Annotated in this window: 24 protein-coding genes; 5 read left to right on the forward strand and 19 right to left on the reverse strand. The window is 64.2% G+C overall.

Annotation, left to right across the window (positions count from 1 at the left end):
• Window positions 1–345 precede the first annotated feature (345 nt).
• Window positions 346–786: an OB-fold-containig protein gene (locus M3I53_RS20815; RefSeq protein ID WP_254317738.1), complete on the forward strand. Its 441-nt coding sequence runs from the start codon at window positions 346–348 to the stop codon at window positions 784–786.
• A 189-nt stretch (window positions 787–975) separates the two neighbouring features.
• Here the strand turns inward: M3I53_RS20815 and M3I53_RS20820 are convergent, their stop codons facing one another.
• The 4 genes from M3I53_RS20820 to M3I53_RS20835 form a co-directional block, all read right to left on the reverse strand.
• A complete protein-coding gene (locus M3I53_RS20820) occupies window positions 976–2,619 on the reverse strand; it encodes an ATP-binding cassette domain-containing protein (protein WP_254317739.1) in 1,644 nt (547 codons plus the stop codon).
• Window positions 2,620–2,780: 161 nt separating this feature from the next.
• Entirely contained in the window at window positions 2,781–3,818 is a 1,038-nt protein-coding gene (locus M3I53_RS20825) for a porin (RefSeq protein ID WP_254317740.1), read from the reverse strand.
• Between the two features lie 139 nt (window positions 3,819–3,957).
• Window positions 3,958–6,489: a glucose/quinate/shikimate family membrane-bound PQQ-dependent dehydrogenase gene (locus M3I53_RS20830; RefSeq protein WP_254317741.1), complete on the reverse strand. Its 2,532-nt coding sequence runs from the start codon at window positions 6,487–6,489 to the stop codon at window positions 3,958–3,960.
• Window positions 6,490–6,542: 53 nt separating this feature from the next.
• The gene (locus M3I53_RS20835) at window positions 6,543–7,646 is read right to left on the reverse strand and encodes a porin (protein WP_309249539.1); all 1,104 of its coding nucleotides are present in this window, start codon (window positions 7,644–7,646) and stop codon (window positions 6,543–6,545) included.
• A gap of 216 nt (window positions 7,647–7,862) precedes the next feature.
• Between M3I53_RS20835 and M3I53_RS20840 the strand changes: the two genes are divergently transcribed.
• Complete coding sequence (locus M3I53_RS20840) at window positions 7,863–8,036, forward strand: hypothetical protein (RefSeq protein ID WP_254317742.1); 174 nt, start codon at window positions 7,863–7,865, stop codon at window positions 8,034–8,036.
• An 11-nt stretch (window positions 8,037–8,047) separates the two neighbouring features.
• Here M3I53_RS20840 and M3I53_RS20845 read toward each other — a convergent pair whose 3' ends face one another.
• From M3I53_RS20845 to M3I53_RS20900, 12 genes are all read right to left on the reverse strand, one after another.
• Window positions 8,048–8,770: a trimeric intracellular cation channel family protein gene (locus M3I53_RS20845; protein WP_254317743.1), complete on the reverse strand. Its 723-nt coding sequence runs from the start codon at window positions 8,768–8,770 to the stop codon at window positions 8,048–8,050.
• On the reverse strand, window positions 8,767–10,035 hold the full coding sequence (locus tag M3I53_RS20850; RefSeq protein WP_254317744.1) for a M20 family metallopeptidase: 1,269 nt from the start codon (window positions 10,033–10,035) through the stop codon (window positions 8,767–8,769). The genes M3I53_RS20845 and M3I53_RS20850 overlap by 4 nt, the downstream gene beginning before the upstream one ends.
• A gap of 54 nt (window positions 10,036–10,089) precedes the next feature.
• On the reverse strand, window positions 10,090–10,467 hold the full coding sequence (locus tag M3I53_RS20855) for a MarR family winged helix-turn-helix transcriptional regulator (RefSeq protein ID WP_254317745.1): 378 nt from the start codon (window positions 10,465–10,467) through the stop codon (window positions 10,090–10,092).
• 257 nt (window positions 10,468–10,724) lie between these two features.
• Complete coding sequence (locus M3I53_RS20860; RefSeq protein ID WP_254317746.1) at window positions 10,725–11,885, reverse strand: porin; 1,161 nt, start codon at window positions 11,883–11,885, stop codon at window positions 10,725–10,727.
• Between the two features lie 493 nt (window positions 11,886–12,378).
• A complete protein-coding gene (locus tag M3I53_RS20865; RefSeq protein ID WP_254317747.1) occupies window positions 12,379–13,113 on the reverse strand; it encodes an ABC transporter substrate-binding protein in 735 nt (244 codons plus the stop codon).
• 84 nt (window positions 13,114–13,197) lie between these two features.
• Window positions 13,198–13,974: a benzoate diol dehydrogenase BenD gene (benD, locus tag M3I53_RS20870; protein WP_254317748.1), complete on the reverse strand. Its 777-nt coding sequence runs from the start codon at window positions 13,972–13,974 to the stop codon at window positions 13,198–13,200.
• Complete coding sequence (gene benC, locus M3I53_RS20875; RefSeq protein WP_254317749.1) at window positions 13,971–14,993, reverse strand: benzoate 1,2-dioxygenase electron transfer component BenC; 1,023 nt, start codon at window positions 14,991–14,993, stop codon at window positions 13,971–13,973. Before benC ends, benD begins: the two co-directional genes overlap by 4 nt.
• Before the next feature lie 52 nt (window positions 14,994–15,045).
• Entirely contained in the window at window positions 15,046–15,534 is a 489-nt protein-coding gene (gene benB / locus M3I53_RS20880) for a benzoate 1,2-dioxygenase small subunit (RefSeq protein WP_254317750.1), read from the reverse strand.
• On the reverse strand, window positions 15,531–16,901 hold the full coding sequence (locus tag M3I53_RS20885) for a Rieske 2Fe-2S domain-containing protein (RefSeq protein WP_254317751.1): 1,371 nt from the start codon (window positions 16,899–16,901) through the stop codon (window positions 15,531–15,533). Before M3I53_RS20885 ends, benB begins: the two co-directional genes overlap by 4 nt.
• Window positions 16,902–17,015: 114 nt before the next feature.
• Complete coding sequence (gene catA, locus M3I53_RS20890; RefSeq protein WP_254317752.1) at window positions 17,016–17,951, reverse strand: catechol 1,2-dioxygenase; 936 nt, start codon at window positions 17,949–17,951, stop codon at window positions 17,016–17,018.
• 44 nt (window positions 17,952–17,995) lie between these two features.
• Window positions 17,996–18,286: a muconolactone Delta-isomerase gene (gene catC / locus M3I53_RS20895; protein WP_254317753.1), complete on the reverse strand. Its 291-nt coding sequence runs from the start codon at window positions 18,284–18,286 to the stop codon at window positions 17,996–17,998.
• 28 nt (window positions 18,287–18,314) lie between these two features.
• On the reverse strand, window positions 18,315–19,451 hold the full coding sequence (locus M3I53_RS20900; RefSeq protein WP_254317754.1) for a muconate/chloromuconate family cycloisomerase: 1,137 nt from the start codon (window positions 19,449–19,451) through the stop codon (window positions 18,315–18,317).
• 194 nt (window positions 19,452–19,645) lie between these two features.
• Between M3I53_RS20900 and M3I53_RS20905 the strand changes: the two genes are divergently transcribed.
• Complete coding sequence (locus M3I53_RS20905) at window positions 19,646–20,566, forward strand: LysR family transcriptional regulator (protein ID WP_254317755.1); 921 nt, start codon at window positions 19,646–19,648, stop codon at window positions 20,564–20,566.
• A gap of 121 nt (window positions 20,567–20,687) precedes the next feature.
• Here M3I53_RS20905 and M3I53_RS20910 read toward each other — a convergent pair whose 3' ends face one another.
• From M3I53_RS20910 to ssuD, 3 genes are all read right to left on the reverse strand, one after another.
• Window positions 20,688–22,013: a type II toxin-antitoxin system HipA family toxin gene (locus M3I53_RS20910; protein ID WP_254317756.1), complete on the reverse strand. Its 1,326-nt coding sequence runs from the start codon at window positions 22,011–22,013 to the stop codon at window positions 20,688–20,690.
• Window positions 22,014–22,015: 2 nt separating this feature from the next.
• A complete protein-coding gene (locus tag M3I53_RS20915) occupies window positions 22,016–22,261 on the reverse strand; it encodes a helix-turn-helix transcriptional regulator (RefSeq protein WP_254317757.1) in 246 nt (81 codons plus the stop codon).
• A 151-nt stretch (window positions 22,262–22,412) separates the two neighbouring features.
• Entirely contained in the window at window positions 22,413–23,558 is a 1,146-nt protein-coding gene (gene ssuD / locus M3I53_RS20920; RefSeq protein ID WP_254317758.1) for an FMNH2-dependent alkanesulfonate monooxygenase, read from the reverse strand.
• A gap of 218 nt (window positions 23,559–23,776) precedes the next feature.
• Between ssuD and M3I53_RS20925 the strand changes: the two genes are divergently transcribed.
• Window positions 23,777–24,154, forward strand: a complete 378-nt coding sequence (locus M3I53_RS20925) for a DUF427 domain-containing protein (RefSeq protein ID WP_254317759.1) — start codon at window positions 23,777–23,779, stop codon at window positions 24,152–24,154.
• A 148-nt stretch (window positions 24,155–24,302) separates the two neighbouring features.
• The gene (locus tag M3I53_RS20930) at window positions 24,303–25,805 is read left to right on the forward strand and encodes a GGDEF domain-containing protein (RefSeq protein WP_254317760.1); all 1,503 of its coding nucleotides are present in this window, start codon (window positions 24,303–24,305) and stop codon (window positions 25,803–25,805) included.
• The last annotated feature ends 48 nt before the right edge of the window (window positions 25,806–25,853 follow it).

Here is a 25,853-nt window from a genome sequence, read left to right on the forward strand (position 1 = left end):
ACCAGCCGGCGAATCTGCCGGGTCGTCAGCCCGAGCCGCTGCGCTGCGCGCAGCGGCTTGAGCCGTGCGTCCACCACGTCCTGAATGAGCTTCAATCTGTCCAGCTCGCGCATCGTCATTGTTATCCGTTCTGTTGCCGCCATTAAAGCTCCCAAACACTGGATTCCCAGCGATCTGTTAGCTTACGATCGTCCAAAAAGCGGACATCTGAACTTGGCTAAAAGCGGACACTACAACTTAGCCCGTACATGGAAAAAGTGCGATAATTTATGTTATGTAAAATTAAATAACCATCCGGGCACACCTCCTGCGCTCCCAGCCCGTGCCGGCTCACAGGAGGAACCCATGACGTCCGCCCCCACATCCGGGCAACCCACCGGCGCCGGCTCGCACCCCGAGCCGACGCGCGCGCAGCGCGTCGCCGGCTGGCTCGGTCTGTGCGCGGTGCCGCTCATCTGGCTGCTGCATCTGGCGCTAGGCGTCACGCTCGTTTCCACGGCCTGCGCCGACGCCGTCACGCAGGACCCGATGCCAGGCTGGCACGGCACCCAGTGGATCCTCGGCATCGCCTCGGTCTGCGCGCTCGTGCTCGCGCTCGCCATTACCTACGCGGCCGGCCGCGCCTGGCGCAAGATTGCCTACGTCGCGCACGACAAGCACGACGCCATGCGCTTCGTCGCATGGTGCGGCGCGACGGCTTCCGTGGCCTTCACCTTCGGTCTCGCTTTTTCGATCTGCATACTGATCGCGGTACCGATCGAGCGCCTCTGCACGGCCTTCGACTAGGCATCGCGATCTCCGCGTTGCAAACGCCACCAAACAGCCGGAATGCGCCGGCATAGCACGACGCTTTCGTTTTGGGCTGCAGACGATAACTTCAAGCCAACCATTGCTCGACACACCCGCCGAAGCGCGAAATCCACCGCCGTCGCATGTCGGAAGTCCAGCCGTATTTAACACAACGTAGTCTGAGGATTAGATGACGGGATCGTAGCGCCATCCCTCGCGGCTCCACTGCATCGTATGCGTCGGCGCCAGCGCGGCGATGAAATCGGCGTCGTGCGAGGCGACGATCAGCGCGCCCGGGAAGTCCGCTAGCGCCCCTTCGATCGCACGCACGGATTCCAGGTCGAGGTGGTTGGTCGGCTCGTCGAGCAGCAGCAACTGCGCCGGCGCGCCGCGCCAGAGCGCGCAGGCGAGCGCGGCCTTCAACCGCTCGCCGCCGCTCAGGTGGCGCGATGGTTGGGTCACGCGCCCGGCATCGAGTTGCAGCAGCGCGAGGCGGCTGCGCAGTTGCCCTTCTGCTAGTGGTGTGTCGAGCAACCCAAGTTGTTCGACGATCGAGCGGTCGGGATCGAGCTGCGCGAGCTTCTGGTCGAGGTACGCGCTGCGGACATGCGTCAAGCTGTGCCCCGCTTTCGGCGCGAGCCGTCCCGCGAGGAGGCGCAGCAGCGTCGACTTCCCGCATCCGTTCGGCCCCGTCAGCGCCACACGCACAGGACCGCTGCACGACCAGGTGAGCGTGGCGGCGGGATCGTCGTGTGCAAGCCAAGGCAGCCTCGCCTCTTCGAGCGTGAAGACCTGGCGGCGCGCGCTCATCTCTGCGCCTGGCAGCGCCGCCAGCACGGGCGCGTCGGGCTGGACGCGCGCGGCAGCATCGGCAACGCGTTCATCGAGCACCGCCTTGTGCTCGCGTTGCTCGGCCCTGACCTGCCCCGTCACATTGCGCGCCCCGCCCTTGATTCCCTCTTTCGCCATCGACGACAGATTGGCCGTCTTCGCGTAACGCAACGTTCCGGCGGCATGTCGCTGGATCGTGTCGTGTTCGCGTTGGAGCCTGCGCGCGGCGCGCTCGCGTTCGGTACGCGCATGGCCGAGCGCGCTTTTTGCCGCTTCGTGTTCCGTTTCGCGCTGGGTGCGGTAACTGGCATAGTCGCCGCCATAGGTTCGCAGTCCCTTGGGCGTCACCTCGACGATACGCTGCATTCGCGCCAGCAGCGCACGGTCATGGCTCACGACGACGAGGCCGCCGCGGAAACCCGCCAGCGCGCCGCCCAACCACGCACGACCATCGGCGTCGAGGTGATTGGTCGGCTCGTCGAGTACGAGCAAGCCGGCGTCCGCCAGCAGCGCGCCGATCAAGGTAACGCGCGCAAGTTCGCCACCACTGAGCGTTTGCGCCAATGTATCGGACTCCAGATGATCGAGCCCCGCTGTATCGAGCGCCGAGCGCAGGCGCTCAGCGAGGTCCCAGCGCTCGCCGATCATGTCGAAATCGCCGGTGTCGGCCACGCCGTTTGCAAGCCGTGCCAGGGCCGCGAGCGGCGCGTCGAGCCCCGCGACTTGAGCAACGGTCTGGCTGTCGTGCGACGCGTCGAGGGGCTGCTGGGCCGCGAACGCCACCTTGACGTGCCGGTCGATCGAGCCGGACGTCGGCGCGATTCGCCCGGCGACAAGTTGCGCGAGCAGGCTTTTACCGACGCCGTTGCGGCCGACAATACCCGTGGGCACGCGATCGAGAACGAGGTCCAGCGAGTCGAATAGCGTGACTCCGCTATCGAACCGGAAGAAAACGTGATGGAGGGCGACAAGCGTCGCGGCTGGCGTGACTCGAGCCATAAGCTTCTCCCGAATGTATGAAACCACTCGCGCGGCGACTATGTCGCTGGCGCGAAAACATTTTTGGGGAAAGCTTAGTTGTCCACTTTGGCTGGAGTCCGGTATGCAGGTATGGAAGGCGCATCATAACAACGAGCGATGGCCGGCACAAGCCGTACGCTCTAAAAGCGGTCGATCATGCCGAACTGCACGCCGCGCACGGGCGCGCCTGGCCAGGACGGCGGCAGGCCGGTGACGTTCACGCCGCGCAGCGTAAAGGTCGCCTCAGCACGATTGCGCAGCCACCCTGCGCTCGCGTAGAGCAGCACGTGCTTCGAGAGGTCGTACTCGCACGCGGCGCTGAACTGGTCGGCGTCGTTGTCGGCGCCCGAGAGGTCGTGCACCCACGCGTAACCGAGCGAAGCGCGAAACCGCGAGGTGATCGCATAGCGCGCCGAGACCGACACGCCGTTGTTGTGGTTGCGCGGCGTGCCGCCATCGCCGTTGAAGTACGCGAGATATCCGCTCACCGGCCCGAGCACGTACGACATGCCGCCCAGGTTGGCTCGCAGCGCGCCATCGCCGTTTTGCTGTTGATGCGCATAGGCAATGCGAAACGGTCCGCGCCGCCACTCGACGGTTTCGATGTTGCCGGCCAGCCCGTTGCTGCCCGTGGACGGATCGCGCAGCGAGGCCATCAGCGTGGTCGAGAAGCCGTAGATGTCGGGTGACAGATACGTGATGGCATTGCTTTCGTATGGCGTGATCTTCGAAAGATTGTTGAGGCCCGAAGCGATGGTGCCCGCGCCGAACGCGTCGAGCTGTCCCTTGAACGGAATATAGATCGGCGAGTATTGCCGCCCCACGCGCACCGTGCCCCACTGCGTGCCGAGTCCTATCCAAGCCTGGCGGTTGAAGATCGTGTTCGCGACGGCAAAGGTGCCGTCGTTGGAGCCGAAGCCGTTTTCCAGCTCGAACAATATCTTGATGCCGTCGCCGATATCCTCCACGCCGCGCAACCCGAAGCGCGAGCCGCGATACGCGCCCGAGTCCATGCGCGCGACCCATCCGGCGCCCGGATTCGTCACCTCGATGCTCGTATCGAGCGCCCCGTACAGCGTGACCGAGCTTTGCGCGTGCGCGCTTATCGTGTGCAACGTGGCGAAGGTTGCCGCAGACAACACCGCCCAGGCGCGCGCCGCGCGCAATGTTCGACTCATGTGGGAAAAGCGGGTGAGGCGCACGATAGGTGCGTCGCATGCTGCATGAGGGGCGGCGGGCGCCGTGCTTGTCGCCTGCCCCCGCGTGGAAAATCCGCAAGCAGCGGCCGCCCGGTGCACCCGGGCGGCGGCGCGTTGCTTATTGCTTCGGCAGCGCGTAGGCAATCACGTAGTCGCCGAGCTTCGTGCCGAACGAGCCGTGTCCGCCTGCCGCGATCACGACGAACTGGCGGCCGTTCACCGCGTAGGTCATCGGCGTGGCCTGGCCGCCCGCGGGCAGCCGCGCTTGCCAAAGCCGGTTGCCGTTGTTCACGTCGAAGGCGCGCAGGTAGTTGTCTGCCGTCGCGCCGATGAAGATCACCCCGCCCGCCGTCACCATCGGGCCGCCCAGCATCGGCATGCCCGTGCGGAAGGCCACCGGAATCGGCGAGCTGTCGCGCGTCGTGCCGATGCGCTTTTTCCAGACGATCTGGTTGGTCTTCAGGTCGACGACGGAGATATAACCCCACGCCGGCTGCTTGCAGGGCAGCCCGATCGGCGACATGAACGGGTTGAGCGTCACGCCGTAAGGCACGCCGTATTGCGGCTGGATGCCCGCCTCCGTGCCGCTGCCCTTCGCGCCCGGCTGCGGCTCGAGCGGATTGCCCGGCCCGCGTGGAATGAGCCGCGAGACGAACGGCAGCGCGATGGGGTTCGCCACGGCGATCTGCCGGTCGGTGTCGATGGCGAGGCCGCCCCACTCGAACATGCCGAGGTTGCCCGGGAAAATGAGCGAGCCTTGCAGCGAAGGCGGCGTGAAGGTGCCTTCATAGCGCAACTGATGGAACATCACGCGGCAGATGAGCTGGTCGTACATCGTGGCGCCCCACATGTCGGCGTCGGTGAGATTCTTCGACGGGCGGAACGTGAGTGCCGAAAACGGCTGCGTAGCCGAGACGTGGTCGCCGGGCGCCGCGCCCTGCGGCACCGGCATTTCGGGCGCGGGCACGACGAGTTCGCCCGTGCGGCGGTCGAACACGAACAGGTTGCCCGTCTTCGCAGGTGCGTAGACCACCGGCACGGTCTTGCCGTCCTTGTCGGTGATGTCGGCGAGCGTGGGCTGCGAGGGCTGATCCATGTCCCACAGGTCGTGGTGCACCGTCTGGTAGAACCAGGCGAGCTTGCCGGTCGACGCGTGCAGCGCGAGCAGGCCCGTTGCGTAACGTTCGAGGTCGGGCGTGCGGTCGCCGCCCCAGATGTCCGGCGTTTTCACGCCCATCGGCAAATAGACGATGTCGAGCTTCGCATCGTAGGCGGCCGGCGCCCACGAGTTCGGCGAATTCCAAACGTAGTGCTCGCCTGGGCCCGGAATCTTGTTCGGATCTGCCGCGCCCGGGTCGAACGCCCATAGCAGTTTGCCCGTGCGCACGTCGAAGCCGCGAATCACGCCCGAGGGCTCGCGCGTCGAGAAGTTGTCTTCCACGGCGCCTGCCACGACGATCACCTTGTTCGTGACGATCGGCGGCGAGGTGGGCTCGTACATGCCCGGCGTCGTGACCGGCATGGCGTGCTGCAGGTCGAGGTCGCCGTTGTTGCCGAAGCCCGCGCAGCGCTCGCCCGTCAGCGCATCGAGTGCATAGAGGTGGCCGTCGTTCACGGGCAGCAGGATGCGGCGCATGCAGGTGCCGTTAGCGGCGGCAGGCGTTGCTGCGGCCGCCGGTGCGCTCGCGGGCGCGGCGGCTTGCGTTGCCGACGGGGGATTACTGGCAGGCGCCGCCGCTTCGGTTCCGGAAGCCGCCGCAGCGTCCGATGCGGCCGCGGGCGTCGTCGCCGTCGCTCCCAGGTCCGCCGCCGCGGCGTTCACGGACGCCGCCGAAAGATCCACGAACGACACGCCCCGGCAGGTCACGTGCTGGAACGAGGGATCGGCCTGAAGCTTCGGATCGAACTTCCATTTGAGCTCACCCGTTTGCGCGTCGAGCGCGAACAGGATCTGGTGCGGCGAGCACAGGTAAAGCAGATCGCCGATCTTGATCGGCGTGACTTCGTTGGTGATCTCCACCGGATCGTTCGGGCCTTTCGTGTCGCCGGTGCGGAAGGTCCAGGCCACCTGCAGGTTATGCACGTTATCGGGCGTGATCTGCTGCAGCGGCGAATAGCGCGTGCCTTGCTGGTCGCGTCCATAAGCGGGCCACTCGGATGGCTCGATGCCGTCGACGTTCGGCGCAGGCGTGGCCCTCACCGCCGCGAGCGAGCCGTTGATCTGCTGCGGGTCGTTGAAATGCGCATACACGAGCACACCGCCCCATACGAGCAGACCGACCACGAGCGCAAGCACGCCGAACTGGCGCGGGCGCTCCAGGCGCCAGGTCATGAGCAGGAGCAGCCAGATGCCGAACACCACCAGCACGCCCGAGCGCGGCACGAGCGCCCAGAAGTCCGGCCCCGACTCCCACAGGCCCCAGATCGCCGTACCGATCAGCACGATCGCATAGAGCACGAACGCCGAGGGGCTCGCGCGCCACAGCAGCCACGCGAAGACGAGCAGCAGCACGCCCGTCACGACGTAATACGGCGAACCGCCGAGCGAAATGAGCCACGCGCCGCCAGCCAGCAGATACACCGCCGTGAGCAAGGTGAACAGCACGGAGATGACTCCGATGAAGCCCAGCGGTTTCGATAGTCTGGCCATGATCTCAACCTTCCTCGAAGAATGTCGTCTGCAATGGCGGAAAAAGCGTGGCGTCAGAACACGTGCATCATCCCGACGTAGGCGCCCGTTTGCGATTGGCCGGCCAGGGGGCTGGTCGGCGTGCTCGAGTCGCGCGGCGTCGCGAAGACCGAGAACGTGCCGTTCTTGCTGTTGTCGACATACGCGACCGTGCCATACAGGAATGTGCGCGCACTGAGGTTGTACGTCGCGCCGAGCGCGTAGAGCATGGCGTGGCTCGCGGGGTCGTGCGAGGCGTCGCCGCCGCCCTCGCCTACATGAATATAGAAACCCGCTGCGGTCACCGCCCACTTCGGGGTGGCCTGCCAGGTCGCGCCCAGCCAGTAGTGGTCGGCGGTATCGGAAACGCCCGGTGGCGAATCGGGTGCCGAGTAATGCGTGTACGCAGCCTGGATCTTGAACTTCTGCACGCGCAGATTGCCGCCCACGAAGTATTCGCGCGAGGCCGTGAAGATGTTGGAAAAGCGCCCGCTCGAATCGCGCAGTTCGTCGTAGATGCCGCGCAGGTCGAACAGCGGCGAGTGATACGAGAGCATGATGCCGTCCGAGCGGCCGAACTCGCCTTCGGCGCCGGCGTTGAAGTTGCCTGGCTGGTTGCCGAACGAATACTGGCCCTGCACGTCGAGGCCGTTCCACACCGGGCTGTGATATTCGACGTTGTTGCTCGTCTGCTGCCAGTTGCGCCCACGCACGAGGGAAGCCGACGACACCGCCTGCTGCACGAACGGATCGAATGCCCACACGCCGTCGCTGTCGATGAAGAGATTACGGCCGGCTTGCAGTTGCCCCCATGTGTCGTTCTTCAAACCCACATACGCGCGCCGCGACCAGAGCCGGCCGCCGCCCGTGGTGCCGTTCATGATCTGCACGGCGGTCTCGAGGTTGAAGATCGCGGCGCTGCCGCCGCCCAGGTCCTCAGTGCCCTTGAGGCCGAACATGCTGGTGCCCCAGTCGCCGCCTTCGGCGCTCCAGCGGCTCGAACTGCCGCCGTTGCCGTTCGCGATGTGATTGAGGTATTCGATGCCGCCATCCACGCGGCCATACATCGTGACGCTCGATTGTGCGCTCGCGGCCGAACTGACGGCGAGCAGCACCACTGCGCCCAGAGTCGTTTTCACGTTGGCTCCCTCGTGGAGTCTTCTTGCTTGATCCGGTCCATGCCGGGGCGGATAACGTGGTTGAACGTGCGGACCGGCCAGCGCGCCTGCTCTCATGCCGGCCACATCGCGCACCAAAAAGCATACCGCGTGGTGAAGAAAGCCGTATTTTGGCTGGACGGCGAATGACGTACAGTTGCACGCGCGCGACGGCGCCGTTCGCGATTAGCATTTTGCATGCCGCGCCGCACCACGCACGGCGCATCGGGGGGCGAAAGCGCTGCCAGGCCGCACGCGAACGCCGCGTTGATCCGCGCGCATCACAACGCGACGCTTTCGACCCTCGGCAGCTTCGGCCCGAAGATCAGCGCGGGGCGTACCGGCGAAATCGCGTTCGAGCCAGCGGCGTAAGGTGACTGACGTTAGCGCGCGTCGTGCCGCGGATCGGCCCTTGCGGCGTCGCCACGCTGGGCAGGTTGCGGCTGAGCCGAGCGCACAGCGTGAAAAACCGGCAAACGCCAGCCGAAGTAGAGCGCGGCCAGCCGCAGCGCCACGCAGGAAATCACGGCCACCCAGGGGGTCCAGAACGTCGACCAGCCCGCGTACGTGAGCCCCACCTGCACGGCGGCCCCTAGCAGCGCCGCCGACGCATAGATCTCGCGCTCAAGAATGGCGGGCACGCGCGAGAGCAGCACGTCGCGCATCACGCCGCCGCCCACCGCGCTCACGATGCCGAGGATGATGGCCGGCTCGGCACTCTGGCTGTACGCAAGCGCCTTCTGCGCGCCCGCTACCGCAAAGAGCCCTAGCCCGATCGCATCGAACAACAGCACGGGGTGACGCAGCCGCCGCACCTGCGGATACGCGGCAATGGTCAGCCCCGTAGCCAGCAGCGTGACCGCGAGGTAGGCCCAGTTCGCGAGCCCCGCGGGCGGCACCGCGCCGATGCAAAGATCGCGGATGATGCCGCCGCCGCATGCCACCATGAAGCTCACGACGACGATGCCGAACAGATCGAGCCGCCGTTGCCGCGCGGCCACGGCGCCGGATATCGCGAAGGCGAACGTGCCGATCAGGTCGAGTGCCGTATAGGCCGTGTGAGCGTTGAGATGCGCGCCCACGTGCGCGCCGAGTGCCACGCTCACGCCGCCTCGCTTTCGTGGCCGAGCCACGCGGCGGCCGCGCACAGCATCGCTTCGAGGCCGGTGCGCAATGTGGGGTCGAGCACGGGCGCGAACTTCGGCGAGTGGTTGCTCGGGATTTCGTTGAGCTTCTTCGCCGCTTCGGCTTGCGCGTAGATCTCGGGGTCCGTGCCGCCCACGAACCAGAACGCGTACGGCACGCCCCATTCGCGGCCGAATACGCTGAAGTCCTCGCTGGCGGCGGCCGGCTGCGTTTCGTAGGCTCGCGCGCCGAACCATGCTTCGAAGGCCTTGCGCAGCCGCGCCGTGGTGGCGTCGTCGTTGACCGTGAGCGGGTAGCTCGACAGCGTCGTGAATTCCGGCTCGCGCGGCGCATTGGAGGCGGCACATTCGGCGCAACAGATGCGGCGGATCGCGCCCAGCATGTACTCGCGCACGTCGTCGTCGAAGGTGCGCATGTTGAGCTTGAGCGTGGCGTCGTCGGGGATGATGTTTTCCTTCGTGCCCGCCTGCAGCGAGCCCACCGTGAGCACGGCGGACTCGCGCGGCGAGATTTCGCGCGAGACGATCGTCTGCAGGCGCAGCGTGGTGGAAGCCGCCATGATCACCGGGTCGATCGAGGTCTGCGGCTGCGAGCCGTGCGAACCGCGGCCGAACAGCTTCACCTTGAGGCTGTCACCGGCCGAGAGGATCGTGCCGCTGCGATAGCCCACGGTGCCAGCCGGGCCCACCATCACGTGCTGGCCGAGAATCACGTCGGGCTTCGGAAAGCGCTCGATCATGCCGTCGTCCATCATGCTGCGCGCGCCGCGTCCCACTTCCTCGCCGGGCTGGAACACGGCAAGCAGCGTGCCGCTCCATGCGTCGCGATGCGCCGCCATCAACTGCGCCACGCCAAGGAGCCATGTGACGTGCAGGTCGTGCCCGCACGAGTGGGCCACGCCCACCTGCACGCCCTCCTCGTCTTCGGCGGTCACGGTGCTCGCATACGGCAGGCCCGTGGCCTCGGCCATGGGCAGCGCGTCCATGTCGGCGCGCAGCATCACGACCGGACCCTCGCCGTTGCGCAGCAGGGCCACGACGCCCGTCACGCCCACTTCGCTTGAGACTTCGTAACCGAGCTTTTCCATGCGCTGAGCCACGAGCGCCGCCGTACGGAACTCCTGCATCGAGAGTTCAGGATGCTGATGCAGATCCTTGTAGAGCGCTTCGAGTTCGGGCAGCAGCGCGCCGATGGCGGGGGCCGCGGTTTCTACCAGATTCGGCATGGACGACTCCTTCATGCGTTTCATTGTGCAATGTGCGGCCTGCGCGCCGCGATCTCAAACACCGTCGAGCAGGCTCTGCGCAAGCTTGGCGAGCAACTGGTCGAGCGTCTTGCGCTCGTGTTCGGTGAGGACGGCCGCGAGTTCGGCTTCGAGCTTCGAGCCGGCTTTCTCCGAGGCATTCGCCACCTTTGCGCCCTCGGGCGTGACGCGCAGCACGACGCTGCGCCGGTCCTGCGCATGCGTGCCGCGGCCAATAAGGCCACGCGATTCGAGTTCGCCGAGCGTTTTGGAAAGCAACGTTTTTTCGATGAGCGCGCGCTGCGATACCGCCTTGGGCGTAATGCCCGGCTCGGCGCGGATGATGCGCAGCACGCGCATGGCACGCACGTCGAGATCCCAGCGCTCGCGGTAGACCGCGTTGGCGCGATCCATCAGCAGCGCGCTCGTTTGATCGAGCCTGAAGGTCAGGAAATCCGAATACAAATGCGTGCTCCCATCCGTGCGCTAGCTGGACGCAGTATAGTCAAGTAGTTGAAAATTTCAACTATCTGGATCAGGGAAACACGATGAGCGGGTGCAGGGATGCAGATGTGACAACGCGGCGGAGCCCCGTTCTAGAGGGAGCCCGCCGCGCAGGAGGAAACGTCCGGCGGGGACAGGTGCCCCGCCGAAGTCATCGCCGAATCGACTTAGAACGCGTGACGCATACCCACCGTCACGGCGACCTGCGTATTGGTCGACGAAGGCGAGAGCGTGTTGATCATGGCGTGCGAAAGCACGGAGCCTTCCGGTGCGCCATGCACGTTCTGATACACGCCTTCGAGGTAGAAGTCGGTGCGCTTGCTGAGGGCGTAGTCCGTTTGCAGCATCCCCGTGTTCCAGCCCGGGTTCGTCCCGTTGTAGGCGCCGTGCGTGTACGTGTACGCACCCGAAACGCTCCATGCCGGCGTGAGCGCGTATTTCACGTTCGCTTCGAAGTTGTCGAGGCGCAGCGAACCGGCGAGCGAGCCGGCGGAGTCGTCGTTCGAGCCGAGATAGGTGCCCGTGCCGAACGAGTACACCCCTGCGGCGTTGTCGATCTGCGTATGGCTCCAGACGAGACCCACCGTGGCCGGGCCGTACGTGTAGTTGCCGCCGAGCGACCAGACACGCTGACGCTCCGCAAGGAAGTTCGCGCTCGTGTCGCTGGTGGTGACCGCCCCGCTGCTGTTGCCCGCGTTGTTGAACTGCAGGTAGCCGGCCGCGAGGTTCAGCGGGCCCTGGGTGTACGAAACAGCGAAGCCGTACGAGCGGTTGTTCGCGAAGTCGCCGGCCTTGTTGCTGAACGAGTACATTGTCTCGAACGTCACGCCGTACAACGTCGGGCTCGCGTACTTGACGGAGTTGTTGACGACCACCGAGTTCGCCGCGAGGTTGTCGTTCTCGAACGGGTGCGCCGCGAGGTTGCCGCCCCACGTGTTGGATCCAGCCGTGAGTGGGCCCACGAGGTCGTTCATCACGTCGAACTGGCGCCCGAACGTCAGCGTGCCGTACGGATCGCTTTGCAAGCCCACCCACGCTTGCGAACCGAAGCCGAGGCCCGAGAACGCCTGTGCGCCGTTGTTGAGCAGGAAGCCTTGTTCGAGCTTGAAGATGGCGTGCAGACCGCCGCCCAGATCTTCCGAACCCTTGAGGCCGAACACCGTGTTCTGCGTGGAACTGCTATTCAGCTGCCAGTTGCTATGGCCGAACTGGTTGTTCGTGTAGACGAGGCCGGTATCGATCAGGCCGTAGAGGGTCACGCTGCTTTGCGCGTGCGCCGAAATCGCAAAGGCGCTCAGGAGTGCCGCGGCGAGTAGCGATTTTTTCATATTTTGAAGCTCCGGATTGGGCGGTGGGTTAATGCAACGAATTCAGGCAGCCGGCACCATCGACGTGCAATCTCATATGCGCGCATTCCATTTCGGTGCAGATTCAAGAGCAAAAAGCGATCCGTCGACGATTATTGTGAATTGCGCAATTCATCGATGTTGAAAATGCAATGGCAGAATGGAAATCGTGCAGCGAGCGCGGCGCGAATCGAACACCCGCATCATAGGGTGTCGAAAATAAAAATGGTGTCGAAATTCGGGCGACGTGGCGTCGATGGCACAACCGCGCCGGGCAAGGCTCGACGCGCGTCGAGGAATGTGCGGGGCGTGAATATCGCCGGGCAAATTACATAATGCTTTCGGAGCGAGGCATTAAAGTCGGCGAGAAAGGACGATTATCCGCATCGAAAAAAATCGTGGAGCTAATCGGCCCTGCCAGAGCGTGTTGATTGTTCTTTTAATGCGCGCTCTCTTCTGACTTGCGGTGATTCGTTCAAGCGGCCGGCGCGACCGAGGCGCCCACTATTGCGTGGCGCGCCAATGCCTCTGCGACGAATCCCGATGCCTTCATCGTTTCGACAAACGCACCAAGCGCTTCGGCGGCCTGCGGACCGCGACGCTTCGCGACGCCCATCGCCTGGCGAATCACCATGAAGCGCTCGTCGAGCAGACGCAAGCCGCCGGTCTTCGCGGCGTCGGCTTCCAGTTGCTGCTTCACGCCCGCGGCCACTTCGAGCCCTTGTTCGAGGAAGGTTTGCACGACGGTGGGCGAAGTCGGCGCGCGCACGATCTGCGCCTGCTTCAATTCCCGCGTGAGAAAAAGATCGTACGCACTGCCATTGCCCACGGCCACGCGGTTATGCGGTCGATCGACTTCGGCATTAGTGCGCACCGGCGAATCGTTGCGAACGAGATAGAAACCTTCGATCAACACATAAGGCGCGGTGAACGCGATCGTTTCACCTCGCTTCGGATCGACGGCAAAGAAGCCGAAGTCCGCGCGTTCGTCGCTCACGGCTTCGACGGACTTGCCCGCTGCGTCGAATACGACAAGTTCGAGCGGCACGCCCAGATGCTGTGCGAAGGCGCGCGCGAGATCGACGCAGACGCCGAACGGTTCGCCCGACGCCGCATCGCGATTCGCGAGTATCGGATTGCCGAGATTGATGGAGGCGCGCAACGTGCCCGTTGGCGCGAAGGCTTTGACGACAGCGGGATCGATGTTCATGGGAGCGCGAGGCGAAAATCAGGCTCGTTCGAGCATATCATCCCGCCCGCTTGTGCGCGCCCACCGTCATCGTGCGTTCATGGCTCAGCCCAGGTCACCACCGGCGACCGGCAAGATCGAGCCGGTGATATAACTCGCCTCGTCCGAAGCGAGAAAGAGGATCGGCGCGACCTGTTCGTCGAGGCTGCCGTAGCGCTTGAAGAAGGTCGATTCGGTGACCTGGCGCACCGCCTCGCCCATCCAGGTCTTTTCCTGCTCGCTGTCGCCCGCGGCATTGCGTGGAATGCGGCGCGGCGGCGCTTCGGTGCCGCCTGGCGCCGTGGCGACCACGCGGATATTGTGTTCCGCGTATTCCATTGCCAGCGATTGCGTCACCGCATTCACGCCGCCCTTCGCTGCCGAATACGGCACGCGGCGAATGCCGCGCGTGGCATTCGACGACACGTTGACGATGGTTCCGCGCCCGCGCTCGAGCAAATGCGGCAGCACGGCATGGCACGTATATAGCGTGGGCATGAGCGAGCGGCGGATTTCCGCATCGATCTGCGCAGGCTCGAATTCCGCGAACGGACGCATGCGGATGGCACCGCCCACGCCGTTGATGAGGATGTCGATGCCGCCGTACTTTTGCGCGGCGAAATCCATTGCCGCTTTCGCGCCCTCATACGTTTCGAGGTCGGCGACGAATCCCGCCGTTTGCGCGCCCTGCGCCTCGGCCGCGACTTCGGCTACGAAATCCGCTCGATCGACAAATACCACCTTGCCGCCTTCGGCCGCCGCGCGCAGCGCCACGCCGCGGCCGATTCCTTGTGCCGCCCCCGTGACGACGACGACCTTGCCTGCGAATCGTTGCATGATCATGCCGCCTTCGGGACTGCGTTGGGGGTGAACTTCTCGTAATGGAAGCTGTGGGGCTTCACGCCTTCGTCATCGAAATATTTGCGCACGGCGTCTACCATCGGCGGCGGCCCGCACAGATACACGTCGACGTCGCCATCGTTCAAGGCGTCGGCGGGAATATGCTGCGTGACCCATCCTTTACGGGGATGATTCGAATCCGCGTCGGCGATCACGGTAGCGAAGCTGAAATTCGGCAGCTTCGCCGCGTAGGCTTCGATGGCTTCAACGAGCACGAGGTCGAGGTCGCGCGTGACGCCGTAGATCAGGTGCACCTTGTGCTGCGCGTTGGTGCGCGCGAGCACGTCCAGCATCGAGAGGAACGGCGCGAGGCCCGTGCCGCCCGCGAGGAACAGCAGCGGCCGCTGCACGTCACGCAGATAGAAGCTGCCGAGCGGCCCCGTCAATTCGAGCTTCGTGCCCGCTTGCGCGGCTTCGAGCCACGTGCTCATCACGCCGCCCGGAATCTTCTTGATCAGGAAGCTGATTTTCGATTCGCCCGGCGCGCAAGAGAAGGAATACGAACGATGCTGACCGCTGCCCGGCACGTCGATGTTGACGTACTGGCCCGGCAGGAACACGGGACCCGCTGCGTCGACGTCCAGTTCGAGCACGACCGCGGCATCGTTGTGCTGTTCGACCTTCGCGACCGTGGCCGCAAACTTGCCATGCGCTGTCTTGCACACTGTGGAAGACGCGGGAATCGCGATTACGCAATCGCTTTCCGGCACCATCTGGCAGGTGAGCACGAGACCGCTGTCCTTTTCGTCTTCGGTCAGCGCGTCCTCGATATAGTCTTCGCCGAGGTCGTAGCTGCCGCTTTCGGCGCGGCACTTGCAGGTGCCGCACACGCCGTCTGAGCAGTCCATCGGCAGGTTGATGCGCGCGCGAAAGGCCGCATCGAGCACTTTCTCGCCCGCCTTGCAGTCGATGAAACGAGTGACGCCGTCTTCGAAATTGAGTGCAATCTTGTAGCTGGACATGGTGTCTCCTTCTATCCCATGTTGAAACTGAGGCTCGGTGTCAAATGTGACTTCACACGTGGTAGACGTCGAGCACCTGCCGGATGTAGTCGTTCTTCAGCACGATCTTTTTGTAGGCGATCAGGAAGCCGTCGCCGGCCTTGCGCAAGGTGACGAACATCGTGCCGAAAAAATGATCCGTGGCCCGATAACGATGATTGAGCGTGTGGAAGTTGTAGCGCACTTCCACTTCATCACCGCGATCCGCCAGCACTTCCACGTTCGTGACGTTGTGGCTCGTGCGCGGCTCGGGCATCGAAGCGCCGCTTCGCTCGGTCTTGATGCGAAACACGCGGTCTTCGAGGCCGCCGCGATCCGGGTAGTACATCAGCGAGATCTGCGATTCGTGGTCGTCGGTGAGCTGGTCATCGTCGTCCCACGCGGGCATCCAGTACGTAACGTCTTCTGCGTAGCACGCGAGCCATTCTTCCCACTGGCGATCGTCGAGCAGGCGCGCTTCGCGATACAGCGCGGCGCAGATTCTCTGGTAATCGTTGCTCATGCCTGCGCTCCCGCTTGTTCGTGGTTCAGTTCCTGCTTGAGGGCGTCGCGCATGGCGTGCACCCAGTACTCGTGCTGAACCACGAACAACCCTTCGTCTTCGCTGCGTTCGCCGGAAATGACCGGCTTGAGCCCCATCTTCTTCGCGTTGTCGTCCGCGCCTTCGACCCACAGCGGCGCGCCGCGCGAGAGATCGTTCCACATTGCCGTCGTGCCGGCGTAACCCGCCTGGCAGGCGCGGAACTCTTCCAGGTCGTCGGCGGTGCCCATGCCCGTGACGTTGAAGAAGTCCTCGTACTGGCGAATACGGGTCGCACGATCTTCCGCGCTCTCGCCCTTCGGCCCGAAGCAGAAGATGTTCACCTCGGTCTTGTCCACGCTGATCGGGCGCACCACGCGAATCTGCGTGCTGAACTGGTCCATCAGGAACACGTTCGGATAGAGGCACAGGTTTCTCGTCTGGTTGACGATGAAATCGGCCTGCACTTCGCCCACGCGCGCTCTGATTTCGTCGCGATGCTTATAGACCGGTCGCACTTCGGGGTTCATCGTGTTGGTCCACAGCAGGATGTGGCCGTGGTCGAAGCCGTAGACACCCGCCACCGACTTGCTCCAGCTATTGGCATCCACCGCTTGGGTGCCGTCTTCCTTGCGGCGGCCCATGGTGGCAGCGTAATTCCAGTGCACGGTGCTGACGTGGTAGCCGTCGCAGCCGTTTTCCATCTGCATCTTCCAGTTGCCGTCGTAGACATACGAGGAGTTGCCGCGCAGCACTTCGAGGCCGTTCGGCGACTGGTCGACGATCTGGTCGATGATGATCTTCGCTTCGCCGAGGTAGTCTTCGAGCGGCTGCACGTCGACATTGAGGCTGCCGAACAGAAAGCCCCGATAGTTCTCGAAGCGAGCGACCTTCTTCAGGTCGTGCGAGCCCTGCTTGTTGAATTGCACGGGATATTCGGTGGTCTTTTCGTCCTTCACCTTGAGCAGCTTGCCGGTGTTGGAGAACGTCCAGCCGTGGAACGGACAGGTGAAGCTGCCCTTGTTGCCGTGCTTGCGCCGGCACAGCATGGCGCCTTTGTGCGCGCAGGCGTTGATCACGGCGTTCAGCGTGCCGGTCTTGTCGCGCGTGATGACGACCGGCTGACGACCCAGCCACGTGGTGTAGTAGTCGTTGTTTTCGGGAATCTGGCTTTCGTGCGCGAGGTACACCCAGTTCTTCTCGAAGATGTATTTCATTTCCAGTTCGAACAGGTCTGCATTGGTGAAGATGTCGCGTCGGCAACGGAACACACCGTTTTGCTTGTCGTCCTGCACGGCGGTGGACAGCAGATGATCCAGGTCACTGGCTTTGTCGATGATGGCTGACATATTAGCTCTCCTATGCATACTCCACACGCGGTACGGAGTTCCTGCATCGGTGTCGAATGAAGATTCGAGGTGAAACGGGGGGCGGCGGCAACATGCCGCCGCCAGGCGGGTCGGTTACGCCGCAGCTGCGGCGCGCAGGCGGTGAACGAGCTGGTTGTCCTTGCCCTGGACCAGCGGCGTGAGCGTGAAGTTGAACTCGATGTCCTTGTACGTGTCGGCTTTCAGGCCGAGCGCGTTGCCGCCGGTCTTCTCGACCACCGGCGGAATGAGTTCTTCACGCGTCGCGTAGGCGAAGTCATCCCAGATCAGCGGATCGCCTTCGATATTGAACTGCGTGGTGAGCTTGCGGCTGTTATCGGCCGTGACGAAGAAGTGCACGTGCGCCGGGCGGTTGCCGTGGCGGCCAAGGCCGTCCAGCAGCCGCTGGGTCGAGCCCTGCGGCGGGCAGCCGTAGCCCACCGGCATGAGCGTGCGGAACTCGTACTTGCCGTCTGCGCCGGTCTTGACCGCGCCGCGCAGGTTGAAGTCGGCCTGCGCGCCGGTCGGGTCGAAGTGCGAATAGAAGCCCTTCGAATTGGCGTGCCAGCATTCGACCAGGGCGCCGGCGAGCGGCTTGCCATCGAGGCCGGTAACCGTGCCGTGAATGACGAGCGGACCGGCATCGGCGTCGGCGTTGAGGTCGATGCGCGAAACGCTCTCGCGCACCGGCGCGCCTGCCACATACAGCGGCCCTTCGATCGTGCGCGGCGTGCCGCCTTCGAGACCCACCGCCTGGTCTGCGGCGTCCATGCGGATGTCGAGGTACTTCTCGAGGCCGAGGCCGGCGGCGAGCAGCGCCGCTTCGCCGTCCTGGCCGAGCTTGTTCAGATAGTTCACGCCGGCCCAGACTTCATCGGGCGTGATGTCGAGATCGTCGATGGCCTTGAAGAGGTCGCCCAGCAGTCGATAAACGACCTGCTGGAAACGCGCGTTGCCGCTGCCGCCGTTGAGATTCGCAGCGGCCTTCAGCAGGTCCTGCACTTCCTTCGATTCGAATACTTTTGCGCTCATGGTCTTTGTCTCCTGGTGCTTGCTGGTATTGAGGGGGAATCAGCTCAAGCGTCGTTGTCCCTGACGGAGGACGGGTGGCGACACAACGGCGTGACCGTTATCTTCATGTACGGAAAAAGCGGCAAGGCGGTGAGAATGTCGTGCAGCTCTGCATTACTCTCTACGTCGAAGATGCTGTAATTCGCGTACTCGCCCACCAGTCGCCAGATATGACGCCACTTGCCGCTGCGCTGCAGCTCCTGCGAGTACTCCTTTTCGCGCGCCTTGATTTCGTTGGCGACATTGGCCGGCATGTCGGCCGGGATGTTCACATCCATGCGTACGTGGAAAAGCATCGTCTTGTCCGTTTATCAGGTGTCCGGATTACTTCGTGACTTTCATCAGGCCGTCGCGGGTGAAGCGCTTGACCTTCGCCTCGTCCAGTTCGATGCCCAGGCCCGGGCCGTTCGGCACCGTCAGCTCGAAGTCGCTGTAGTCGAGCGGCGTAGTCAGAATTTCTTCGGTGATCAGCAAGGGGCCGAACAGTTCGGTGCCCCACTGCAGGTTGGCGAAGCTTGCGAACAGGTGCGCCGACGCCACCGTGCTGAACGCGCCTTCGAGCATCGTGCCGCCGTACAACTCGATACCCGCGGCGTCCGCAATCGTGGCCACGCGCTGCGCCGCGAACAGTCCGCCGCTTTGTTCGATCTTGATGGCGAAGACATCGGCGCCCTCGTTCTTCGCGATCTCGAACGCGCTTTCCGGTCCCTGCAGGATTTCGTCGGCCATCAATGCCACCGGGAAGCGGCGCATGAGGCGCGACAGCGCCGCGGGCGAAGCGACCGGCTGCTCGACCAGCTCGCAGCCGGCTTCCGCCAGCGCCGGAATTGCCCATGCCGCCTGCGTCTCGCTCCAGGCCATGTTGACGTCCACGCGCACGGCGGCGCGATCGCCCACCGCCTTCTTGATGTCGGCAACGTGCTTGATGTCGGTCTTGAGGTCTTTCGCGCCGATCTTCAGCTTGAAGATCTTGTGACGGCGCACTTCCAGCATCGCCTCGGCTTCGGCAATGTCCCTGGAGGTATCGCCCGAAGCGAGCGTCCATGCCACTGGCAGGCGTTCGCGGCGGCGGCCGCCCAGCAGTTCGCTCACCGGCACGGAGAGACGCTTGCCCTGCGCGTCGAGCAGCGCCGTTTCCAGCGCGCACTTGGCGAAGTGATTGAGCTTCACGAGCTTGCCCAGATGCGCCATGAGCGCCTGTATACGCGTGGCGTCCTGGCCGATCATCGCCGGGGCGAAGTAGGCGTCGATCGCGAGCTTCATCGCTTCCGGGCTTTCCGGACCGTAGGCCATGCCGGCAATCGTCGTACCTTCACCCATGCCGGTTACGCCGTCGCTGCAATACACATTCACCAGCATCAGGGTTTGCCCGTACATCGTGGCAACGGATAGCTTGTGAGGGCGAATCGTCGGCAGATCGACGAGGCGGGTTTCGATACGTTCGATCGTGGCGGAGGTCATGTCGCAGGCTGCGTAAGTGGAGAAGGTATGGTGGATTTATACACGCCGCGCCTGAGCAGCATCCAATACTATTTGCGTCCAATTCCATACCTTTATAATATGGAAACGCCTCAATCGCCCATGAACAGGCGGATATTGCGGCGCATCATATTCTCAGAGTATTGATAATTTGATGCCTCATTTGGGAAGGAACCATGGATCTCCGCCAGCTTCGTTACTTCGTTGCCGTCGTGCGCGAGCGCAATTTCACGCGCGCAGCCGAACAGCTTTGCATCGCTCAACCGCCGCTGAGCCGGCAGATTCAGTTGCTCGAACAAGAGATCGGCGTGCCCCTTCTGATTCGCAATACGCGCCCGGTGCGCACGACCGATGCGGGACGTCTCGTCTACGAGCAGGCCATGCAGATTCTTGGGCGCGTCGAACAACTGCAGGCGACCGCCAAACACGTGGGACTCCATCACCGCACCGTGTTGTCGATCGGCTTCGTCGCTTCCGTTCTGTATTCGGGTCTGCCGCCGTTGATGCGCAAGCTGCGCCAGCATGCGCCGGAACTCGACATCCAGATGGTCGAACTGATGTCGGTGCAGCAGATCGAGGCGTTGAAGGAAGGCCGCATCGACATCGGCTTCGGACGCGTGCGCCACAGCGACCCCAACGTGGCCGGCATCGTCCTGCGCGAAGAGCCGCTGGCGGTGGTGGTGCCGATCGGCAGCGAGATGGCGCAGGAATCGACGCCCATCCCCATCGAGCAACTGGCCGGACAGAAACTGATTGTCTACCCCAAGGAGCCGCGCCCCAGTTTCGCCGACCAGGTATTGAACGTGTTGCACGGCGACGGCGTGCAACCGGGCGAGGTGCTGGAAGTGCGGGAAATCCAGACGGCGCTGGGTCTCGTCGCAGCAGAGTTCGGCGTATGCGTGATCCCTGCTTCAGCGCGGCAATTGCGCCAGGACGTGCACTATCGGCTGATCGACAGCGACCACGCGACTTCCCCCATCATCCTGAATCACCGCGTGAACGACAACTCCGTCTACGTCGATCTCGTGAAGCAACTGGTCAAGGAAATGTACGCCGAGCCTCAAACGTGGCTGCCTTCGAAGAAGAAAAAGTCGTGAAGCGATAAACCGCCTACCCCGGTTCGTTGACGAATGCGCGCACGGCGGCACCGATCTTGTGCGGCGAATCCTCCTGAACGTCATGGATGCCGGCCACCACGGTTTCCCGGTGGGCACACCCTCACTGCGCCGCCAGCCGCTCTGCCGAAAAACGCAAGCCGTCGAAGAGCCGCTCGGCCACCCGCTCGGGAAAGCCTTCGGGCAGCGCCGCTGCGACTTCTTCTATCGCAGCGGGCGTACGCGCCAGCACGCGCTCGATCAGCGGGCCCGCATCCGGCCCATAGTGGCACAGCCGCGCGGTGGCGTCGAAATGCGTGCGCTTCACGTCGCGCATGCGATAGTGGCGCGCCTTGCCCCACACCGCCATGGCGAGCGACGCCTTGTGCCACGACCATTGATTGCCGCCGTCGCCCTCCACGGGCCAGATCGACATGACGTCATAGAGCGGCGCGAGCTGAAAGCGCCCTGCCGGCAAGAGGCGGATGCTGAAATTCTTCGCGTGGCCGTCCGGCGCCGCGAGCATCCAGAAGACGATTTGCGCAGTGAGAAACGTTTCGAGGTCCTCGCGCGCCTGCAGCGACTGGCGCAGGAGACCCGCAATTTCACGCACGCCGGGGCCGCCATGCGCTTCGTACTTGCGATGCGGCGGCACGCCGAGCGCCTGGCAGAAGTCCTCCTGCGGCAGACGCAGCAAGCCGCCGGCGCGCGAACGCGTACGATCGAAGCGCTCCACGCTGAGCACCTTTTGCGCGCCGAAGCGGACGATCTGCGCCTGTGAAGCGGGCAAACCGTAGGCCCTCAGCAGTGCCAGGCAAAGCCATTCGTTTTCCACCGAGGTATTGAAGTCCACCTTGCGATGGCCGATCAGCCCCAGTGGCAGCTTGAGAATGTGGGTAGTGGGCGTGGCGCCGCGCGGCAGCAGCCATTTGCCGCGGTGGCGCAGGAGCGCGGTCTTCTCCTGCGCGCCCGCCAGCGAAATGCGCAGATCGTCGGTCTCGAGTGCGCCACCGGGCAGCGCACCGGCCGTTTCGAGCAGCAGGCGCTCGATGACGGCATCGCTCAGCGCGGTGCCTTCGATGCGGTCGACGCGCCCCGGCGTTTCGTCCTCGTCCAGCAGTTGCACCGCGCCCACGCAATCGCGCCCGATGGCCTTGAGCAGGTCGAAGGCCTCGAGCGTATCGGTGCGAAAGCGCGTGGCGATGCGACGGCGGATGGGCTCGCTGTCGGGCAGAAGATTGTCGAAATAGTGCTGCACGCGCTCGCCGCGCAACGGCACGTCGCCGATGCCGAACGGCAGCGAGAGCGAAAGCGGCCGGCCCACGGCCGAGCGCTTCCAGGCGTCGTCATAACGCAACTCGGTGTCGCCGGAGGACGTCATGACCCACGTGCCCACGCGCTCGCCGTTGGCCCAGATCGATAGCGCGCGCGAATGCGATTTGCGGCCCATGCTCACCACTCCGGCGCACCGGCCGCCACCTCGCGCGACTGCACGCAGAGTTCCAGCCCGTAGAGCGCGAAAAGCGCGAGCATCTGCTCGAGCGAGAGGCTGGCGGCGCCCGTGGTTTCGAGTGCGGAAAGGCGCGGCTGGCCGATGCCCAGATGCGCCGCGGCCTGCGCCTGGGTCATGCCGCGCGCCTTGCGGGCCGATTGCAGAATCTCGCCAAGCCCGCCTGGCGTCTGGACGATGATCTTCATGACATATTCCTGTGAGGCATAAACCGATTATATGCCTGTGGGGAATATTTTGCCAATATCATTCATACAAATAAACCGGGAATATCGCTCCCACGAATAGTCATCCGGCGAGCCCTCCTCGATACGGCCCGGTTGCCGCGCAGGGCGGTGCTCACGCGCGAGCGGACTCCTGTGCCCGCTCACGCGCACGCACGTCGAACGCGCCGCCCGTCAGGGCTTGGTCGCGCAGCGTCACCGGTTTCTTGCCCGGCAGCAGCGGGAACACCAGTTCGGCGAAGCGAATCGCCTCTTCCAGGTGAGGATAACCGGAGAGCACGAAGCTGTCCGCGCCGGCGTCCACGTATTCCTTGATGCGGGCCGCCACGGTTTGCGGGTCGCCCACGAGCGCCGTGCCCGCGCCGCCGCGCACGAGGCCCACACCGGCCCATAGGTTCGGGCTGATCTCGAGCTTGTCGCGGCTGCCGCCGTGCAGTTCGGCCATGCGGCGCTGGCCCACCGAATCCATGCGCGCGTAATTTTCCTGGGCGCGGCGGATATCGTCATCGTCGAGCTTGCTAATGAGACGCCCGGCGGCGGCCCACGCTTCGTCGTTGGTCTCGCGCACGATCACGTGCAGGCGCACGCCGAGCTTGAGTGTGCGTCCATGGCGCGCCGCCCGCGCGCGGATATCGCTGAACTTCTGCGCGACGGCTTCGGGCGGCTCGCCCCACGTGAGATAGGCATCCACATGCTTGGCCGCTAGCTCGTGCGCCGCCGGCGACGAGCCGCCAAAATACAGCGGCGGATGCGGCGTCTGAACCGGCGCGTGAAAGTTCTGCGCGCCCTGCACGTGCAAATGCTTGCCCTCGAAGTTCACCCTCTCGCCGCGAAGCAGGCTGCGCCAGATGGTCAGGAATTCGTCGGCGGCTTCGTAGCGCTCGTCGTGCGCGAGGAACACGCCGTCGGCTGCGAGTTCGGTGGCGTCGCCGCCCGGCACGACGTTGAGCAGCAAACGGCCGTTCAACGCCTGGTCGAGCGTGGCCGCCTGGCGCGCGGAAGCGGTGGGACCGCCGAGCGACGTACGCAGCGCGACGAGCAGCTTGATGCGCTGCGTAACGGGCGCGAGGCTCGCCGCCGTCACCCACGGGTCGAGGCAACTGCTGCCGGTGGGAATAAGGAGACCGTCGTAGCCGAGTTCTTCGGCGGTCACGGCGATCTGGCGCATATAGGCGTTGGTCGGCGCGCGGCCGAAATCGGATTTGCCGAGGTAGCGGGTGTCGCCGGAGGTCGGCAAGAACCAGAAGATATCGAGGCTCATCAGTGATCCTGCTGCGGGTAAATGAAGGCGTGGGCGAAGACTGGCGGCGCGAATTCGCGCGGCGCAATCGCATGACTATCGCCGCCCGTGCGTCGAACTCAGTCGCGCCCTCATTGAAACAGCCTGCAGCGTTTTCCCCTACCAGTTAATCTGCAATTGCATATGATGTATTCGGCTAAACGTGCGCATTTCCAACCCCTTTCGCGAGGAACCCAGCCATGGACACACGGACCGTCAAGATTCCCGGCCCCGATCATCCGATCACGGTCGAACCGGCGCACACGCGCGTGGTGGTGAAAGCAGGCGGGCGCGTGGTCGCCGACACGCGCGGCGCGCTCACGCTGCGCGAGGCGAGCTATCCCGCGGTGTTCTACATACCGCGCGAGGACGCCGACATGTCGCTGCTCTCACGCACGGAACACAAGAGCTGGTGCCCCTACAAGGGCGAGGCTTCGTACTACTCGATCGCGCCAGGCGGCGCGCGAGCCGTGAACGCAATATGGAGCTATGAAACGCCGCATGAAGCGGTGTCGGCAATCAAGGACCACCTTGCGTTCTACCCGGATCGCGTCGATTCGATCGAAACGTCCGACTGAGCGCCCTGCGCCGCCCTTCGATGCGTAACGTATCGCCGCGCAACGTCACATGGCATCGTCGATGCCCACTCGGGCCCCAAGGTGTGCCAGGATTCGGTAATTCGTGCGGCGCAGCCCGCCGCACCCCGCCCCCTTACATCCAACCGACATGCAACAAGGCACCCCGGCCACCGCGGCCAGTTTTGCCAACATGGGCGTCGATCTGCTCGACTTCTTCGACGTGACGCCCACTTCGCTGTGGCTCGAAGACTATAGCCAGCTGCGCGCGCTGTTCGACAGCTGGCGTGCACAAGGCGTGACCAGCCTGCGCCAGTTCCTCGAAGACGATCCGCGCCGCGTGGCCGAATGCTCGGCCTGCATCCGCGTGCTGAAGGTCAACCGCCATACGCTCGATCTTTACGGCGCGCGCGACTATGAAGAACTCGCCGCGCATCTCCCGCAGGTGCTGCGCGACGACATGTTCCAGGCGCACGTGGGCGAACTCGAGCAAATGTGGGCCGGCCGCACCACGTTCGAGAGCAAGAGCGTGAACTACACGCTGCGCGGGCGGCGCATGGACATCCTGTTGCGCGGGGTGATCCTGCCGGGCCACGAAGCCGACTGGAGCCGCGTGCTCGTGGCGATCGAAGACGTCTCGGCGCTCGAAGAAGCGCGCCATCGGGCGACCGTGAGCGAGCAATACGCGCTCGGTGTTTTCGAACACTCGCCGGTTTCGCTGTGGGTCGAAAACTTCTCCGCCATTCGTGAGCTGTTAAACGAGGTCCGCGAGCAGGGCATCGTCGACTTTCGCACCTTCACCGACGTGCACCCCGAATTCGTCGAGCGCTGCATGAGCGAAATCCAGGTGCTCGACGTGAATCACTACACGCTGGGCATGTTTCGCGCACCGGACAAGGCCACGCTGCTCGCGCGCCTGCCCGAGGTATTCCGCGACGAAATGCGCCCGCACTTCCGCGAGCAGTTGCTCGATCTCTGGGAAGGCCGACTCTTTCAGCAGCGCGAGGTGGTCAACTACACGCTCGACGGCAGCGAGGTCAACGTACACCTGCAATTTTCCGTGTTCCCGGGCCACGAAGCGCAATGGGACCTCGTGCTGCTCGCGCTCACCGACATCACGGCGCGCAAGAAAGCCGAGGCCTACCTCGAATTTCTCGGCAAACACGACGTGCTCACGAAGCTCAAGAACCGCTCGTTCTATGTGGACGAACTCAATCGTCTGCATCGCAAGGGGCCGTTCCCGGTGAGCGCCATCGTCGTCGATATGGACAATCTGAAGACGGTGAACGACCAGCTCGGCCACGCGGCCGGCGACGCGTTGCTGCGCCGGGCCGGTGAAGTGCTCACGAAAGCGATCCAGAAGCCCTGGCAGGCCGCGCGCATCGGCGGCGACGAATTCGCCGTGCTGATGCCCGGCGCCGACCTGCGCGATGCGGAAACCGTGGTGGAGAGCATCACCAAACTGGTGGAGCTGAACAACCAGTTTTACGGTGGACCTAAGCTGAGCTTTTCAATGGGCTTTGCGAGCTGCGAGGAAGGCGAAAGCGTGGAGGCGATGTTGCGCGAAGCGGATGCGGCGATGTACGAGGCCAAGCGCCGCCGCAACGAAACGAGCCGCTCATCGCTGGAAGCCGACGCCGCGCGCAATGGCTAACGCTCGAAGCGCGTGAAACGCTTCGGATACCATAAGAAAAGCAGGGAA

Source organism: Paraburkholderia sp. CNPSo 3272 (assembly GCF_024206495.1).
Classification (GTDB): Bacteria; Pseudomonadota; Gammaproteobacteria; order Burkholderiales; family Burkholderiaceae; genus Paraburkholderia.

What these genes read in the sequence shown, in the direction of transcription:
- M3I53_RS20815 (WP_254317738.1), top strand. Translation starts at nt 346, where the DNA reads ATGACGTCCGCCCCCACATCCGGGCAACCCACCGGCGCCGGCTCGCAC.
- M3I53_RS20820 (WP_254317739.1), bottom strand. Translation starts at nt 2,619, where the DNA reads ATGGCTCGAGTCACGCCAGCCGCGACGCTTGTCGCCCTCCATCACGTT.
- M3I53_RS20825 (WP_254317740.1), bottom strand. Translation starts at nt 3,818, where the DNA reads ATGAGTCGAACATTGCGCGCGGCGCGCGCCTGGGCGGTGTTGTCTGCG.
- M3I53_RS20830 (WP_254317741.1), bottom strand. Translation starts at nt 6,489, where the DNA reads ATGGCCAGACTATCGAAACCGCTGGGCTTCATCGGAGTCATCTCCGTG.
- M3I53_RS20840 (WP_254317742.1), top strand. Translation starts at nt 7,863, where the DNA reads ATGCCGCGCCGCACCACGCACGGCGCATCGGGGGGCGAAAGCGCTGCC.
- M3I53_RS20850 (WP_254317744.1), bottom strand. Translation starts at nt 10,035, where the DNA reads ATGCCGAATCTGGTAGAAACCGCGGCCCCCGCCATCGGCGCGCTGCTG.
- M3I53_RS20855 (WP_254317745.1), bottom strand. Translation starts at nt 10,467, where the DNA reads ATGGATCGCGCCAACGCGGTCTACCGCGAGCGCTGGGATCTCGACGTG.
- M3I53_RS20860 (WP_254317746.1), bottom strand. Translation starts at nt 11,885, where the DNA reads ATGAAAAAATCGCTACTCGCCGCGGCACTCCTGAGCGCCTTTGCGATT.
- M3I53_RS20865 (WP_254317747.1), bottom strand. Translation starts at nt 13,113, where the DNA reads ATGAACATCGATCCCGCTGTCGTCAAAGCCTTCGCGCCAACGGGCACG.
- benD (WP_254317748.1), bottom strand. Translation starts at nt 13,974, where the DNA reads ATGATCATGCAACGATTCGCAGGCAAGGTCGTCGTCGTCACGGGGGCG.
- benC (WP_254317749.1), bottom strand. Translation starts at nt 14,993, where the DNA reads ATGTCCAGCTACAAGATTGCACTCAATTTCGAAGACGGCGTCACTCGT.
- benB (WP_254317750.1), bottom strand. Translation starts at nt 15,534, where the DNA reads ATGAGCAACGATTACCAGAGAATCTGCGCCGCGCTGTATCGCGAAGCG.
- M3I53_RS20885 (WP_254317751.1), bottom strand. Translation starts at nt 16,901, where the DNA reads ATGTCAGCCATCATCGACAAAGCCAGTGACCTGGATCATCTGCTGTCC.
- catA (WP_254317752.1), bottom strand. Translation starts at nt 17,951, where the DNA reads ATGAGCGCAAAAGTATTCGAATCGAAGGAAGTGCAGGACCTGCTGAAG.
- catC (WP_254317753.1), bottom strand. Translation starts at nt 18,286, where the DNA reads ATGCTTTTCCACGTACGCATGGATGTGAACATCCCGGCCGACATGCCG.
- M3I53_RS20900 (WP_254317754.1), bottom strand. Translation starts at nt 19,451, where the DNA reads ATGACCTCCGCCACGATCGAACGTATCGAAACCCGCCTCGTCGATCTG.
- M3I53_RS20905 (WP_254317755.1), top strand. Translation starts at nt 19,646, where the DNA reads ATGGATCTCCGCCAGCTTCGTTACTTCGTTGCCGTCGTGCGCGAGCGC.
- M3I53_RS20910 (WP_254317756.1), bottom strand. Translation starts at nt 22,013, where the DNA reads ATGGGCCGCAAATCGCATTCGCGCGCGCTATCGATCTGGGCCAACGGC.
- M3I53_RS20915 (WP_254317757.1), bottom strand. Translation starts at nt 22,261, where the DNA reads ATGAAGATCATCGTCCAGACGCCAGGCGGGCTTGGCGAGATTCTGCAA.
- ssuD (WP_254317758.1), bottom strand. Translation starts at nt 23,558, where the DNA reads ATGAGCCTCGATATCTTCTGGTTCTTGCCGACCTCCGGCGACACCCGC.
- M3I53_RS20925 (WP_254317759.1), top strand. Translation starts at nt 23,777, where the DNA reads ATGGACACACGGACCGTCAAGATTCCCGGCCCCGATCATCCGATCACG.
- M3I53_RS20930 (WP_254317760.1), top strand. Translation starts at nt 24,303, where the DNA reads ATGCAACAAGGCACCCCGGCCACCGCGGCCAGTTTTGCCAACATGGGC.